General features: G+C 69.9%; 14 protein-coding genes. 3 read left to right on the forward strand and 11 right to left on the reverse strand.

The genetic code is table 11. The features are described 5' to 3' along the window. Positions 1 to 18 precede the first annotated feature (18 nt). Positions 19 to 1,584 (reverse strand): dolichyl-phosphate-mannose--protein mannosyltransferase, encoded by a 1,566-nt coding sequence (locus IF64_RS0109195; RefSeq protein ID WP_030531616.1) that lies wholly within the window; start codon positions 1,582 to 1,584, stop codon positions 19 to 21. 104 nt (positions 1,585 to 1,688) lie between these two features. Between IF64_RS0109195 and rsmI the strand changes: the two genes are divergently transcribed. Beyond that, positions 1,689 to 2,516, forward strand: coding sequence for a 16S rRNA (cytidine(1402)-2'-O)-methyltransferase (gene rsmI / locus IF64_RS0109200; protein ID WP_030531617.1), 828 nt, complete (start codon positions 1,689 to 1,691; stop codon positions 2,514 to 2,516). On the opposite strand, the gene IF64_RS0109205 is transcribed toward rsmI, so the two are convergent. From IF64_RS0109205 to IF64_RS0109225, 5 genes are all read right to left on the reverse strand, one after another. Further along, positions 2,483 to 3,877, reverse strand: a complete 1,395-nt coding sequence (locus tag IF64_RS0109205; RefSeq protein WP_036876163.1) for a chorismate-binding protein — start codon at positions 3,875 to 3,877, stop codon at positions 2,483 to 2,485. The genes rsmI and IF64_RS0109205 overlap by 34 nt on opposite strands. A gap of 69 nt (positions 3,878 to 3,946) precedes the next feature. Beyond that, positions 3,947 to 4,753, reverse strand: coding sequence for an ABC transporter permease (locus tag IF64_RS0109210; protein ID WP_048808555.1), 807 nt, complete (start codon positions 4,751 to 4,753; stop codon positions 3,947 to 3,949). Then, complete coding sequence (locus IF64_RS0109215) at positions 4,746 to 5,582, reverse strand: ABC transporter ATP-binding protein (RefSeq protein WP_048808556.1); 837 nt, start codon at positions 5,580 to 5,582, stop codon at positions 4,746 to 4,748. The genes IF64_RS0109210 and IF64_RS0109215 overlap by 8 nt, the downstream gene beginning before the upstream one ends. A 20-nt stretch (positions 5,583 to 5,602) precedes the next feature. Next, positions 5,603 to 6,634 (reverse strand): ABC transporter substrate-binding protein, encoded by a 1,032-nt coding sequence (locus IF64_RS0109220; RefSeq protein ID WP_036876101.1) that lies wholly within the window; start codon positions 6,632 to 6,634, stop codon positions 5,603 to 5,605. Positions 6,635 to 6,746: 112 nt separating this feature from the next. Further along, positions 6,747 to 7,661, reverse strand: a complete 915-nt coding sequence (locus IF64_RS0109225) for a TauD/TfdA dioxygenase family protein (protein WP_030531622.1) — start codon at positions 7,659 to 7,661, stop codon at positions 6,747 to 6,749. Positions 7,662 to 8,024: 363 nt separating this feature from the next. Between IF64_RS0109225 and IF64_RS0109230 the strand changes: the two genes are divergently transcribed. Then, positions 8,025 to 9,011: a glycoside hydrolase family 183 protein gene (locus tag IF64_RS0109230; protein ID WP_030531623.1), complete on the forward strand. Its 987-nt coding sequence runs from the start codon at positions 8,025 to 8,027 to the stop codon at positions 9,009 to 9,011. A gap of 114 nt (positions 9,012 to 9,125) precedes the next feature. After that, on the forward strand, positions 9,126 to 10,187 hold the full coding sequence (locus IF64_RS0109235) for a DUF2855 family protein (protein ID WP_051757621.1): 1,062 nt from the start codon (positions 9,126 to 9,128) through the stop codon (positions 10,185 to 10,187). A 24-nt stretch (positions 10,188 to 10,211) separates the two neighbouring features. Here IF64_RS0109235 and IF64_RS0109240 read toward each other — a convergent pair whose 3' ends face one another. From IF64_RS0109240 to IF64_RS0109260, 5 genes are all read right to left on the reverse strand, one after another. Continuing rightward, positions 10,212 to 10,829: a TetR/AcrR family transcriptional regulator gene (locus IF64_RS0109240; RefSeq protein WP_030531625.1), complete on the reverse strand. Its 618-nt coding sequence runs from the start codon at positions 10,827 to 10,829 to the stop codon at positions 10,212 to 10,214. Positions 10,830 to 10,855: 26 nt separating this feature from the next. Then, positions 10,856 to 11,449 (reverse strand): GH25 family lysozyme, encoded by a 594-nt coding sequence (locus IF64_RS0109245; RefSeq protein ID WP_030531626.1) that lies wholly within the window; start codon positions 11,447 to 11,449, stop codon positions 10,856 to 10,858. A 105-nt stretch (positions 11,450 to 11,554) separates the two neighbouring features. Beyond that, the gene (locus tag IF64_RS0109250; RefSeq protein ID WP_030531627.1) at positions 11,555 to 12,322 is read right to left on the reverse strand and encodes an ABC transporter permease; all 768 of its coding nucleotides are present in this window, start codon (positions 12,320 to 12,322) and stop codon (positions 11,555 to 11,557) included. Then, the gene (locus IF64_RS0109255) at positions 12,312 to 13,310 is read right to left on the reverse strand and encodes an ATP-binding cassette domain-containing protein (RefSeq protein WP_030531628.1); all 999 of its coding nucleotides are present in this window, start codon (positions 13,308 to 13,310) and stop codon (positions 12,312 to 12,314) included. Before IF64_RS0109255 ends, IF64_RS0109250 begins: the two co-directional genes overlap by 11 nt. 196 nt (positions 13,311 to 13,506) lie before the next feature. Then, the gene (locus IF64_RS0109260; RefSeq protein ID WP_030531629.1) at positions 13,507 to 14,103 is read right to left on the reverse strand and encodes a PadR family transcriptional regulator; all 597 of its coding nucleotides are present in this window, start codon (positions 14,101 to 14,103) and stop codon (positions 13,507 to 13,509) included. Positions 14,104 to 14,197: the final 94 nt, after the last annotated feature.

The raw sequence follows: 14,197 nt of genomic DNA on the forward strand, positions 1-14,197 counted from the left end.
CACGCGGCCGCGACGCGGTCAGCGCCAGGACGGCAGCCAGAGCTCAGCGTTCCACCGGTCCGGCGTGATGGAGTCGCCGACGAGGATCGGCCAGAGCCACACGAAGTTCGCCACGACCAGTCCGGTGTAGAGCGCGACCACGAGCAGCCCCGTGCCGCGTCTCTCGAACCCGGCCTTCGCCCTGCCCAGCAGATGGCCCAGCACCAGCGTGAGGCCCAGTACCAGGAACGGTGCCATGGGCGTGGCGTAGAAGAAGTACATCTGCCGGTCGAGGTTGACGAACCACGGCAGCAGGCCCGCGCCGTAGCCGACCAGCACCGCGGCGTACCGCCAGTCGGCGCGGAAGATCATCCGCCACAGTCCCCAGCCGAGCACCGGAAGGGCGAGCCACCACATGGCGGGCGTGCCGATGAGCATCGTCGCCTGGACGCAGTCGCTCTGCCCGCAGCCGCCGACGTCGCCGCCCGCGTCGTGGTAGTAGAGCATCGGCCGCAGCCCCATCGGCCACGTCCACGGCTTCGACTCCCACGGATGCGGATCGCCCTGCGGCGTCGACAGGCTGCTGTGAAAGTCCAGCACGTTGAACGTGTAGAGCAGCAGGTTCTGCAGCGGCGCGGGCAGGAAACCGAACGAGTCGTCGCCGTTGATCTCGGCGTAGTGCCGGTCGGTGGCCGTCTCGCTCGCCAGCCAGGCCCACCACGTGCTCAGGTACACCAGCACCGAGATGATGCCGATGCTCCACACGGCCGGCGCCAGGTCGCGGCGCAGCATGCCCATCCACGGGCGGGCCACGCCTGCCGCGCGCCGGGCAGCGACGTCGAACGCGATCGTCAGCAGCCCGAAGGCGAGCACCCAGTACATGCCCGACCACTTGATGGCGGTCGCCAGACCCAGCAGGACGCCCGCCCCGAACCGCCACCAGCGAAAGCCCAGCCGGGGGCCGAAGGGCGTCTCGGCGACCCACCCTTCCCGGACGGCCACGGCCAGCCGTTCGCGCACCTGGTCGCGGTCGACGAGCACGCAGCCGAACGCCGCGACGACGAATGCCGCCTGGAAGATGTCCAGCATCCCCATCCGCGACTGCAGGTGCAGCACCCCGTCGCAGATGACCAGGATCCCGGCGACGGCGCCGAGCAGGGTCGAGCGCGTCAGCCGCCGTGCGATGCGGATGACCAGCAGGATGATGATCGTGCCCGCGATCGCGGCGGTGAACCGCCAGCCCCAGCCGTTGTAACCGAACAGCCACTCGCCGATGGCGGTCAGTTGTTTCGCCAGTGGTGGATGCACCACCAGCTCGTAGCCGTAGTTGTCCTCGTAACCACCGTTGCGCAGCATCTGCCACGCCTGCGGGACGTAGTGCTTCTCGTCGAAGACCGGCGACCCGCCGTCGGTCGGGTGGCCGAGGTTCCACAGGCGCAGGACGCCGCCGATGGTGGTGATGACGAGCGTGACCCAGAGCGCGCGCATCCGGTCGGCAGGCATGGGCGTGCCGAGCAGTGCGGCCTCACGGTCCGACGGCGGCGCCGCGTCCGCACCGCTGCCGTCGCCCATACCAGGGCGGGGACGGGTCAGAAGGGCGGTCACGATGGCCGATCCTACGGGCGGCGATGTGAAACGCCGTGTAGGCCGTGGCACGGGTGCGCTCGACGCGACGATCGTCGCCCTCGCCGGCCCGATAGCCTCGGTTCATGCCCCTGATCCTCGCCGGAACCCCACTCGGTGACCGTGCAGACGCCAGTCCCCGGCTCGCCGAGGCGTTGCGGGAGGCCGATGTCATCGCCGCCGAGGACACGCGCAGGCTGCGCGCGTTGGCCACGGCCCTCGAGGTGGCGACGACGGCCAGGATCGTCAGCTTCTACGAGGACGTCGAAGCGGAAAGGCTGCCGAAGCTGCTCGAGTCGGTCCGGGCAGGCGAGTCCGTGGTGCTCGTGACCGACGCCGGAATGCCGAGCGTGTCCGATCCGGGTTTCCGGCTCGTGGCCGCGTGTGCCGACGAGGACCTGCCCGTCACGTGTGTGCCCGGCCCTTCGGCCGTCACGACCGCCCTCGCGCTGTCCGGTATCGCGCCGGACCGGTTCTGCTTCGACGGCTTCGCCCCACGCAAACCGGGTGAACGGGCGAAATGGCTCGCCGAACTGGCCGAGGAGAAACGCACCACGGTGTTCTTCGAATCGCCCCACCGCCTCGCCTCGACGTTGGCCGACGCGGCGGAGGCACTCGGCTCGGACCGCAGGGCCGCGGTGTGCCGCGAGCTGACCAAGACCTACGAGCAGGTGCGGCGCGGCGGTCTCGGCGAGCTCGCCGAGTGGGCGGCCGACGGCGTGCGGGGCGAGATCACGGTCGTCCTCGCCGGGGCGGCGCCCCGCGAGGTGCGGGTCGAGGACCTGGTCGCCGACGTCGCCAGGCGGGTCGAGGCGGGCGAACGGCTCAAGGCCGTGGCCGCGGAGGTAGCCAAGGAGACCGGGGTGTCGAAGAAGGAGCTCTACGACGCCGTGGTGGCCGCGCGCGCGGACTGAGCGTCCGGCGTCGCCAGGAGCCGTTCGAGCGGGGCGGCCTTGTCGAGGCATTCGCGCCATTCGGCCTCGGGGTCCGAATCGGCCGTGATGCCGCCGCCCACGCCCAGTTCGACGGTGTCGCCGTGGATCTCGAACGTGCGGATCGCCACGTTCAGCTCCAGGCCCGCGACGGGGGAGACGAGTCCCATCGCGCCCGTGTACAGCCCGCGCGGGTGCTGTTCGAGGTCGGCGATGAGGTCGAGGGCGCGGATCTTCGGCGCCCCGGTGACGGAGCCGGGCGGGAACGTGGCGTGCAGCAGTGCCGCATCGCCGGTGCCACCGCTGCCATCGTCGGCGCTGGTGTCGCTGTTGCCGCTGCTGCCGTCGTTGGCGCCGTCGACGCCGCCGCGCCCGGCCGCGCCTCGGGCCAGGGTGCCGACGACGGTCGAGTCGAGGTGCCACACCCCGGGCGCAGGCCGCACGGCCAGCAGCTCCGGGACCCGCACGCTGCCGACCTCGCAGACGCGGCCGAGGTCGTTGCGTACGAGATCGGTGATCATCACGTTCTCGGCGACGTCCTTGACCGAGGCGCGCAGCTCGGCGGCGCCCGTGTCGTCCTGGGGCCCGCGGCGTGGGCGGGTGCCCTTGATCGGGGTCGAGCGCACCTCGGTGCCGTGCCGGGAGACGAACAACTCCGGCGACATGGACACCGCGCACCCCCACGGGCCGGACAGATACGCACCCCGCGCGGGGCTCAGCCTGCGCACGCCCTCGGCGAACAACGCCGCGGGGTCGCCGTCGAACCGGCCCGCGAACCGGGTGCACACGTTCGCCTGGAACAGCTCGCCCGCCTCGATGGCGTGGACGCACTCCTTCACCGCACCGCGGTGGATGTCGGCCTCTGGCCGGTGCAGCGTCGTGGCGCGCCATGTGCCGGGCGTGGCGGGGCGGGTAAGCAGGTCCTCGAACTCGGCGACCTCGGCTTCGCCGTGCGGGCGCAGCGATTCGAACCACCACCGGCCCGTCGCGTCGAGCCGCAGGACGTGATCGGCCCAGCCCCACACCGCGCGGGGCAGGGCGCCGCGACGGCCGGACGGGTCGGTCAGGTCGTAGGACAGGTACCCGAACCATCCGCCGCCGACGGCGCCCGCTGGCGTGCCGTCGGGCAGGTCCGCGTGGCCCGCCGACACGGCGAGCGCCTCGGCGGTGTCGTCGACCGGCTCCAGGCGGACCGACGGGGCGAGCACGGCGAGGGAACCGAACCAGTCGCCGGTGAGCGCGGCCGGTGGGGCGAGCCCGAGCGCGGCGGCGCGGCGATCCAGCGACGTCAGCACCTGGTCGGGCCGCAGTCGCGAGGTGAGTGCCGTTCGCTCGAGCCGCATGGCGGGCATTGTCACCCGGCCGGGTGCGGCCGTGCCCGGCAAAGGTGGCCAACGCGACCCACGTGGTCCCTACGCCCGCCACCGGGACAGCCGGCGCTCGGTGAGCACCAGGACCTGGTTGAGGGCCACGCCGAGCAGCGAGATCGTCACGATGCCCGCGTACATCTCGGGGACGAGGAAGCTGTACTGCGAGGCGTTGATCAGATAGCCGAGTCCGGCCTCCGCCCCGACCATCTCCGCGGCGATCAGCACCAGGATCGAACTTGCGCCCGCCAGCCGGATTCCGGTGAAGATCGTCGGCACCGACGCGGGAAGCACCACCTTGACGAACAGGGCCAGCGGGGAGAACCCCAGCGACCGCGCCGACTTGATCAGCAGGGGGTCGACGGTGCGCACCGCGCTCACCGTGTTGAGCAGGATCGGCCACGTGCAGGCGAACACCACGAGCGAGACCTTCGACAGTTCGCCGAGGCCCAGCAGAAGGACGAACACCGGCAGCAAGGCCAGCGCCGCCGTGTTCCGGAACAACTCGAGCAGCGGGTTGAGTGCCGCGTGGACGGGTCGGTACCAGCCGATGAGGATGCCCAGCGGAACCGCGATGACCGCGGCGACGACGAACCCGGTCAGCGAACGAGCCAGGCTGGCGCCGAAGTGCTCCCACAACTCGCCGGTTCCCGCGAGCTCGACGAGCGCCTGTCCGACCCGGGTGACCGGCGGCAGGAAGATGCTGTCGACGAGACCGAGCCGCGGTGCCAACTCCCACAGGAGCAGGAACGCCACGATCCCGGCCGAGCCGACGAGCGTCTGCCGAACGCGGCCGGTCGGGGCCTGCCGAGCCGAACCCGCATGCTTCGGACGCGTGATGACCTCAGCCAACGGGGACGACCTCCCCGGAGTTCTTCGCGTGCGCGGTGGCCGACTGTGTATCGCCGTGGGCGTTCTCCCCGCCACGCAGCAGGCTCCAGATCTCGTGCCGGTGGTGGGCGAACTGCGGTGTCGACCGGACGTCCGTGCCCGACGAACGGTCCGGCAGGTCGACGTCGACGACGGCCCGCACGGTGCCGGGGCGCGCGCTGAGCACCGCCACGCGGCTGCCCAGGAACACCGCCTCCTCGATGCTGTGGGTGATGAACACGATCGTCTTGCGCGTGCGCTCCCAGATGCGCAGCAGCTCCTCCTGCAGCACGTCCCTGGTCTGGGCATCGAGCGCGGCGAACGGTTCGTCCATCAGCAACACGTCCGGGTCGTAGGCGAGGCTGCGGGCGATGGCGACCCGCTGTTTCATCCCACCGGAGAGTTGGTCGGGATAGTGCTGTTCGAACCCGCCGAGTCCCACCAGGTCGAGGTAGTGCCGCGCGCGTTCGGCGCGTTCGCGGGCGGGCACCCGCTTGGCCTCGAGTCCGAACTCGACGTTGCCCTGCGCGCTGCGCCACGGCAACAGCGCGTACTGCTGGAACACCACACCGCGGTCGAGGCCGGGACCGGTGACGGGCCTGCCGCCGATGCGGATCTCCCCCGACGTCGGACGGTCGAGCCCGGCAAGCAGGTCCAGCATCGTCGACTTCCCCGAACCGCTCGGGCCGGCGACCACCGTGAGCTGTTCGGCCTCGATCCGCAGGTCGATCCCGCTCAGTGCGGTGACCTCCTCGCCGCTGCCTCGGGGATGGAAGGTCTTCGTCACGTCGTCGAACTCGATGGCGTTCATCGGTTCCTCCAGACCCCGGTTCAGGTCCGTGTGGACCGGTACGGGTTGAGTTCGTTGGTGTAGAGGCGGGTTGTCGGGATGTCGCGCAGGGTGGGCCGGGTCTCGGCGGCGCGTTCCTTCCAGAGGTCGAATTCGCGGTCGGCGATCACGCCTCCCGGTCCGGCGACGCCGGTCGACCGCCAGTACCGGATGGCCGTGGCGTCCTCGTTGCGATCGCGCCGGGCGATGATGCGGGCGAACCGGGCGACGACCTCGTCGCGGGGCCGGGTCTGCGCCCACCGCACCGCCCTCGCCGTGCCCGCGACGACGGCGCGCGCGGTGTCGGGCCGGGTCCGCAGGTAGTCGTCGCGCATCACGTAACAACCCGCACTGAACGAGCCGAGCAGGTCGTAATCGCTGAACACGGCCCGGATTCCGCCGCGGGCGAGTGCCTTCTCCCGGTGGATGTCGGTCAGCACGGCCACGTCCAGCTGCCCCGAGCGCAGGGCCTGTTCGGCGCTGACCGGTGGCACCACGACCAGTTGCACCGAGTCGATCTCCTCGGCGGTCAGGCCGGCGCGTTCGAGGTAGACGGCCAGCACGTCCTCGTGGTGCGCGCCGAGCGTGTTGACCCCGACCTTCTTGCCGATGAAGTCCCGTGGCCCTCGAACGGGACTGCCGGTGGGCACGAAGTATCCCGCCTCGGTGCGCGCATCGGCGCCGTAGTATCCGATCACCGACGTAATGGGGGCCCCGGCGGCGACGAGCCGGAGGATCGCGCCGTTGAAGGCCCCGCCGATGTCGATGTCACCGGTCACGACGGATTGGATGTCCTGGGGGCCGCTGGTGGTGTTGCCGATCCACTGAAGCCGGGTGTCGCCGAGGAAGCCGAGGTCCTCGGCGAGTTCGAAGTAGAGGACCTTGCCCGCCCATCCCTGGTAACGCACGGTGTTGGCACCCGCGGTCTCGGCACCGGCGGCGCAGCCGCCCACCGCGGCCGCGGCCGCCGCCGATGCGGCACCCGCGGCGTAGCGGAGTGCGGCGCGTCTGCTGAAGGGCCGGTGGCTGCTCACGATCGTCGCTTTCTCCGGTGCCGCGAGCGTGCAGTGTCCGGTATGGACGCTCTGCCCACTCGCGGCACGCGGGGTCGGTGGCTGGGTCGCCGGAAGGCGATCCGGGAGGGATTCAGGCCGGGGTGTAGGCCGATGCGTCGCCCTGGAGGGGCACGCTCGACCTGCCGTCGACGCTGACCGGGACGTCCCCGGCGACGGTCACCCGGTGCAGCCTTCGCGGGGTGTCGCCGAAGTCGGACACCGCGTAGTGCTGGGTGAGTCGGTTGTCCCAGATCGCGATGTCCCCGGGCGCCCAGCGCCACCGCACCGTGTTCTCCAGGCGCGACACGTGGTTCTGCAGGATCTCGAACAGGTGCCGCGAGTCGCTTCCGTTGTAGCCGGCGAACTTCTGGGCGAAGTGCCCGAGCAGCAACGTCTTCTCCCCGGTCTCGGGGTGGATGCGCACCACGGGGTGTTCGGTCCGGTAGACGGTCGAGGTGAACTGCTCGCGGTACCGCTTGGCCTGCTCGGTGACCGCCGCGACGGCGTGGGAGGCGCTGTAGTCGTAGTCGTTCGTGTGCACCGCCCACAGCTGCTCGGCCAGCTGTTTGAGCGAGTCGGGAAGGCTCTCGTAAGCCGACACGGTGTTGGCCCACGCCGTGTCTCCGCCGTACGGCGGCAACACGATGGCGCGCAGCAGCGAGAACGACGGTGGCGCCTGGACGAACGTGACGTCGTGGTGCCAGCTGTTGGCGCGGTTGCCGCGTTCGGCGTCGACGGGCAGCACGTTGGTGTTGGATTCGGCACCGGGCACGGTCGGATGCGCCGTGGTCAGCTCTCCGAGCCTGCGGGCGAATCCGGCCTGGAGGTCGTCGTCGAGGTGGTCCTGCCCGCGCACGAACACCACCTTGTGTTCCAGGATCGCCTGGCGTACCAGCGCGACGACGTCGTCGCTCGAATCCGGACGCAGTTCGACGCCCGTGATCTCGGCACCGAGTGATCCGGCCACCGGCTGAATGTCGATCACGTTGGTCTGGCTCGCGGTCATCGCTACTCCTTCTGGGGTTTCGGTGCGGGATTTCTCGTCCGTGCCGTGACGCGTGGTTCACCCGGCTGATCCACGATGTCGGAGGTGCCGGCTTTTCGATACACGTCGACCCGGAAAACGGGAAAATGGTTCGGCGAATACGGTTCGGTGAACGGGAAACCCTGTCGTCGTCGACAGGTGTGAAGGCGCCTGAACTCAGGGTGGCGACATCGAGAGTGCGGCGTCAACCGTTTCTCCCGGTTCCCATCAATTGGACGAGGAATCCTGGTTTCGCACAAATAAATGCGCCGAATTAATAACCGGCTGAAATTCCGTCGCCGGTGTCGGTGGGCGCGTGTCCGGCGGTGCGGTTACGTTCGGGGAATGGAGATCAGGGCGGTCGAGACCGAACGCATCGAGCAGGTGACCGGCGCGGGCACGGCGAATCGGACCGACGAGCGGTTCGCCGTCACCGCCACCGACCTCGGCATCCTGTGGGACGCTGGTGGTGGTCGCGTGTTCGCGCTCTTCGGCGACACCTTCGGAGCCGGCTGGGGCGGCCGGGGAGCAGGTCCCGGCAGCGCCGACTGGCGCAGCAACGTGCTCGCCTGGTCGACCGCGCGGGACCTGTCCGGCGGTCTGCCGTTCGACGGCGTCGTCGAACGGCCGGAGGGTGGCGCCGCCCAGGTCCTCCCGTCCGGCCGCAGGGAGGTCACGGTGATTCCCAACAGTGCGATCACCGTGGACGGCACGCACTACGTGCACTACATGTCGGTGCGGGAATGGGGACGGCCCGGCCATTGGCGGACGAACCACGCGGGGATCGCCGTCTCGACCGACGACGGGCGGACGTGGGACAAACCCCGATCGGCGCGCTGGAAGAACCGGGACGGGCGGAGTCGGTTCCAGATCGGCGCGTTCGCCCGCGACGCCGGCGCGGTCCATCTGTTCGGCACCACGAACGGCAGGCACGACGTGCCCTACCTGGCCCGCGTCGAACCGGCACGGCTTCTGCACGCCGATGCGTGGGAGTACTGGGACGGCCGCGACTGGCGGGACGACGAGCGGCACGCCGCGCCGGTGTTCGACGGCTCGGTGGGGGAGATGTCGGTCGGGTACCACTCGGGCTTCGGGTTGTGGCTGATGATGCACCTCGACGAACCGCGCAAGGGCATCGTGCTGCGCAGTGCTCCCTCGCTCACGGGACCGTGGAGCGAGGGAGAGGTCGTCGTGTCGGGCGAGGAGTACCCCGCGATCTACGGCGGCTTCCTGCACCCCTGGTCGCTCGAAGGACCGGAGCTGTACTACCTCGTCTCCCAGTGGGAGCCCTACAACGTCTTCCTCACCAGGACCCGGCTCGACGTCGGCTGACCGGGAGACGAGTACATCCGCCGGCAATGGTGGCGCAGGTGTACGATACTTGCTATGCAACCAACAAGTAAGATAGAGGACTGGGACTTGCTCGTTCGGCGGAGTGAGGGTGGGATGGCACCGCGGGCGCCGGAGCTGTCGGTGGCCTCTCGGCCGCGAGCCGAGCTCGCGGTGGGCGAGGTGCGGCTGACCGTCGAGCGCTTCCTGTTGACCGCGAACAACCGCACCTACGTCACGCTCGGCGACAGCGCTGGGTACTGGACGCCGTTCCCCGCGCCCGAGGGGTACGGGCGGGTGCCGGCGTGGGGATTCGCCGTGGTCTCGGAGTCGGCCCATCCCGACATCGCCGTCGGTAGCCGGTACTTCGGCCTCCTGCCGATGTCGACCGACCTCGTCGTGTCGCCCGAGGTGGTTCCTGGCGGATTCCGTGACGCGTCCCCGCATCGCGACCGTCTCGACGAGTACTACCGGCAGTACCGCTCGGCCGATACCAACGGCGGCGAAGGTGGTGAGCCGAACGTCGAGGCCTCCCTGCGCGTCCTGGCGTGGACGGTCTACCCGTCGAGTCTCGTGCTCGCCCACGAACTGCGCACCTTCGGTGCGGCTGCCGTCGTACTGTCCAGCGCGTCGAGCAAAACCGCCCTCGGAATCGCGGAACGGTTGCGGCGCTTCGGAATCCGTACCCACGGCATGACCTCGCTCGCGAACGTGGACTTCGTGCGCGGGTTCGGCGTTTACGACTCCGTTTCCACCTACGACGATCCGGCGGGCGTCGGTGATCCCGACGGGCCCGTCGACACCGTTTTCGTGGACATCACCCGGAACGTCGATGTGATCGCCGCCGTCCATCACCGGCTGGGAGGCCGCCTGCTGCGGTCGGTTCTGTTCGGCGGCACTCACGGGGGCGGTTCGGCTGCGCCCGGCACGTTGCCGGGTCCGACCCCGGAGCCGCTGTTCGTCCCCGAACGCCGGGCCGTGCTCAGGCAGCGGATCGGGGAAGAGGCCTACACACGGGAACTCGCCGAGGGGCAAGAACTGTTCCTCGCTCTCGCGGCGCGGAGCATGCGGGTCGACGACCGGGTCGGACCGGACGCCGCACGGGACGCGTTGAGCGAGGTGTTGGCAGGGCCGCAGGCTCCGGACGTCGTCACCGTGGTGCGTCCACAGCCGTCCTGAAACCGGTGTGTCGGCCCGAGTCGATCAGGACGTGATGCCGAGTGCACGGCGCCAGTAACCGCTGACGGACTCGCGCAGGTGGTCCGGGTCGACGGCGTCGGGATCGAGGAAGTACTGCAATGCAATGCCTCTGAGCTGTCCGGCCACGCCCACCGCGACGTCGGTCGGGTCGAGGTCGGCGCGTACCGCGCCCTCGGCGATGGCTGCCTCGACGTCGGCCCGCAGATCGGCGCGGAAGGCCGCGTCGCGCTCCCGGAAGATCGGCGTGAGCTCCGGCGTCGTCGCGGATTCCGCCCACAGTACGAGGAAAGCGCGGTTCATCACCGCGATGTCCGCCAACTGGCCGAGGTAGCCGTCGATGATGCGCAGCAGGCGGTCAGCTCCGGGAGGAACGTCTGTCAGTCCGGGGACGAAACCCGCCTGGGACGCGTGTGCGAGCGCCCTCAGCATGGCGCCCTTGGTACCGAACTGGTGGGTGACGATGCCGCGGCTGTAGCCGGCACGCTCGGCGACGTTCGCCAGCGTGACGGCCAGGACTCCCCGTTCCACGACGAGTTCGGCAGCGGCGGTCAGCAGCGCCGATTCGGTGTGCTCGCGTCGTTCTCGCTGGGTTCGCCGCGTCGGCGGAGAAGCGGGGCCCATGTCGGTAGACCATAGCCGCACGGGGTTCAGAGCAGCACGTCGGCCAACGTGAAGGGGTAGACGAGCGCCGACTCCGGTGCGAGCGTGCGGCTGCTGTGCTGATGGAGCCCGAGCCTGCTGTGGAACCAGCCGGGACGGCCGGGGATGCCGTTGCGGCGCACCAGCCACAGCACCACGTCGGAGTCGGCCCACTTGTCGGGATGGAACCGGTGCTGCCAGTCCTCGAACTCGGCCTGCACCAGCACGCGGCGGATGCCCGCCTCCCCGCGAAGTGTCTTGATCCACGTCTTGACGAACCGGTCGTCGATACCCGCCGCGCGCGCGTCCAGCGTGGGCGCGAGGACCCCGGGAGCGAAGGCGCCCAGGGGCGCGCCCGCGCGCACGACGTGCCTGGCCTGGTCGACGGCCCCACCCTGGCGCGCCAGATGCCGGATTCCCGCGTGCACTCCGGCATCCAGCGCGTGGGCGAGTTGCTCGGCACAGCCGTCGTCGACCCAGTTGAGGCTCTCGGTCACGGTGATCGACGCGAACGTGATCGCCCTGCCGCGCAGCGCCGCCCAGTCGGGCACCGACTCGCGCAGCGACAGGCTCACGCCCGTCGGTCCTGCCGGCTCCGTCACGGGGCACCCCATCCGCCTGCTGCACTGACGACGGCCCACTCTACGTGCGCAGATGCACGCCGGTCGGCCTTCGCGGGTGGCGTGTCGAGGCGCCCCGCAGCGGGGTCAGGCGTTCTCGCGGCGGAACGTCCGGGCGCCCCAGAACACGCACAGCGACATCAGCACGACGAGCACCACCGAACCGGTCAGCAGCGCATCGACCGAGAAGTCACCGCGGAATCCGGCACGGCCCGCGTCGACGATGTGCGTGAACGGGTTGATGCGCGAGATCGTGTACAGCCACTGAGGGGCCAGGCCGGTCGTGATGGGCACGAGAATTCCCGACAGCAACAGCACCGGCATCATCACCGCGTTGACGAGTGCGGGGAACGACTGCTCGTTCCGCAGGGTCAGTGCCACCGCGTAGGAGGCCGAGGCCAGCGTCACCGACAGCATCGCCACGATCAGCAGCGTCAACAGAATGCCGCCGAACGGTGCGGACAGGTCGAACACCAGGAACGCCAGCCCCGTGATGATGAGCGCCTGCACGACGGTGGTCAGCCCGTTGGTGAGGACCTTGCCCAGTAGCAGCGCCATCCGGCTGGCCGGCGTCACCCTGAGCCGTTCGACCACGCCGTTCCGCAGGTCGGCCAACAGCCCGAAGCCCGCGGTGGTGGCGCTGAACAGGGCGAGCTGGATGATCAGCGCCGGGGTGAGGATCGTCCAGCTGCTGCCGGGAGGGAACCCGGGTGTGTTGGTGACGATCCGTTCCATCAGCGGTCCGAACAGCACCAGATAGAGCACCGGCTGCATGACGCCGATCGCCAGCCACGCCGGATTGCGCAGCAGCAGCGTCGCGTCCCGCCGGAAGATCAGCCAGGTGTCACGCAGCATGGGTCTGCGCCTCCTTGTCGGTGTCGGCGGGCTGCGGCGTCTCGGCGTCGCGGAGGCTGCGGCCGGTGAGGGTCAGGAAGACGTCGTCCAGCGTCGGACGCTGCACCTGCATCGACTGCGTCGTGATGCCGGCGGCGTCGAACGCCCTGAGTAGTGCAGGCAGTGCGGTGTCGCCGCGTGGAACCCGGAACCGCACCTCACCGTGGGCGGCCGTCAGGTCGTGGGCGCCCTCGATGTCGCCGACGATCTCCGCGGCGCGGCCCATGTCGTCCTCGTCGACCCCGAGCACGACGCTGTCGCCGGAGACCCGTGCCTTCAGCGCGTCCGGCGTGCCCTCGGCGACGATCTCGCCGCCGTCGATGACCAGGATCCGATCGCACAACGCGTCGGCCTCTTCGAGGTAGTGCGTCGTGAGGAACAGCGTCACACCCTGGTCCGAACGCAGAGTGCGGATGTGTTCCCACAGGTTCGCCCTGCTCTGCGGATCGAGACCGGTGGTCGGTTCGTCGAAGAACACGAGTCCGGGCCGGTGGATGAGTCCGAGCGCGATGTCGAGCCTGCGCCGCTGGCCACCGGAGAGCGTCTTCGTCATCCGTTGGTCCAACCCGGACAGATCGAGCTGCTCGGTCAGCTCCGCGCCACGCGCGATCGCCTCGGCCTTGCTCAGCCCGTAGAGCCTGCCCTGCAGTTCGATCTCCTCGGCGACCTTGCACTCCGGTCCGGTGCCGCCGCCCTGGGCGACGTATCCGATGCGCTTGCGCACGCCGAGCGGATCGCTCAGCAGGTCGCATCCGGCGACCTGCGCCTCACCCGCGGTCGGCGTCAGCAGCGTCGTCAACATGCGCAGCGTCGTCGTCTTGCCCGCGCCGTTCGGGCCGAGGAAGCCGACGAGTTCGCCCTCGTCGACGTCGATGTCCACACCTTTCACCGCGTCCACCGTGCGGCCGCGGGACGTGAAGCGGCGTTGCAGGCCGCGTGCCTTGATCACAGAAACCCCTTGTTCACAAATGACCCCCATTGAAGAGATGCGCCGGCCAGTACGTGGCGCGCACGGCGTCGACTCTCCTCCTTCGGCCACGACTCGTCAAATTTGATTAGTTGGGTCGAAGTCGGTATAATGAGGAGTGTGAGCGCGGGTGCGTTCTGCTCGACAGCGAATTTCGCCGTCCGGGTGGCAGCCGCGGTCAGGACGGGTGCGCGGCGCCGAACTCGTGCGCCGGGTCGTCGGCCATCACGTACTCGCCCGCGCCGAGCCTTCCGATGAGCTCCCGGGTCCACTCCAGATCGGCGTCGCAGTGCGCGAGCCACAACCGGTAGAGCTCATTGACGTGCGCGGGCTGGCCCCACTCGCTGCCCTTGTCGAGCACGGCCGCCACGTTCGCGCGTTGTCCCTCCAACTGGGTGAGGCGGTACTCGAGCAACTCGACCGCCAGCCCGCGGGGCAGCGCCGTGATGAAGACCAGGGCCGCGGAGAATCCGAACGCGTTGCTCGAGGAGCCCTCGACGTTCGTGATCCGCTGCCGTAGGTCCCGCTGGAACTCCTGTTCGCCCTCGCCGGTCAGCGTGTAGGCGAGCCGGTCGGGGCCCTTGCCCTGCTCGATCTCGACCTGCTCCAGCAGGCCCTCGGCAGCCAACCGCTTCAGTGCGTGATAGATCGAGCCCGGCTGCACGTTGGCCCACTGGTCGGCCGACCAGGACAACAGCTCCCTGCGTACCTGGTAGCCGTGGGCACGGCCGTACATCCGCACCACCCCGAGCACGAGCAACCGCGTCGCCGACACCGCTACCGGCCTCCCCTTCTTTCAGCCCCGACTGTCGCGGCGGGCCGCCCGCCCCAGGGGCGCTCCGCGCCACGGTGTTCGCCCACCCGTCGCC

This window comes from Prauserella rugosa (assembly GCF_000719975.1).
In the GTDB taxonomy this organism is placed as follows: Bacteria; Actinomycetota; Actinomycetes; order Mycobacteriales; family Pseudonocardiaceae; genus Prauserella; species Prauserella rugosa.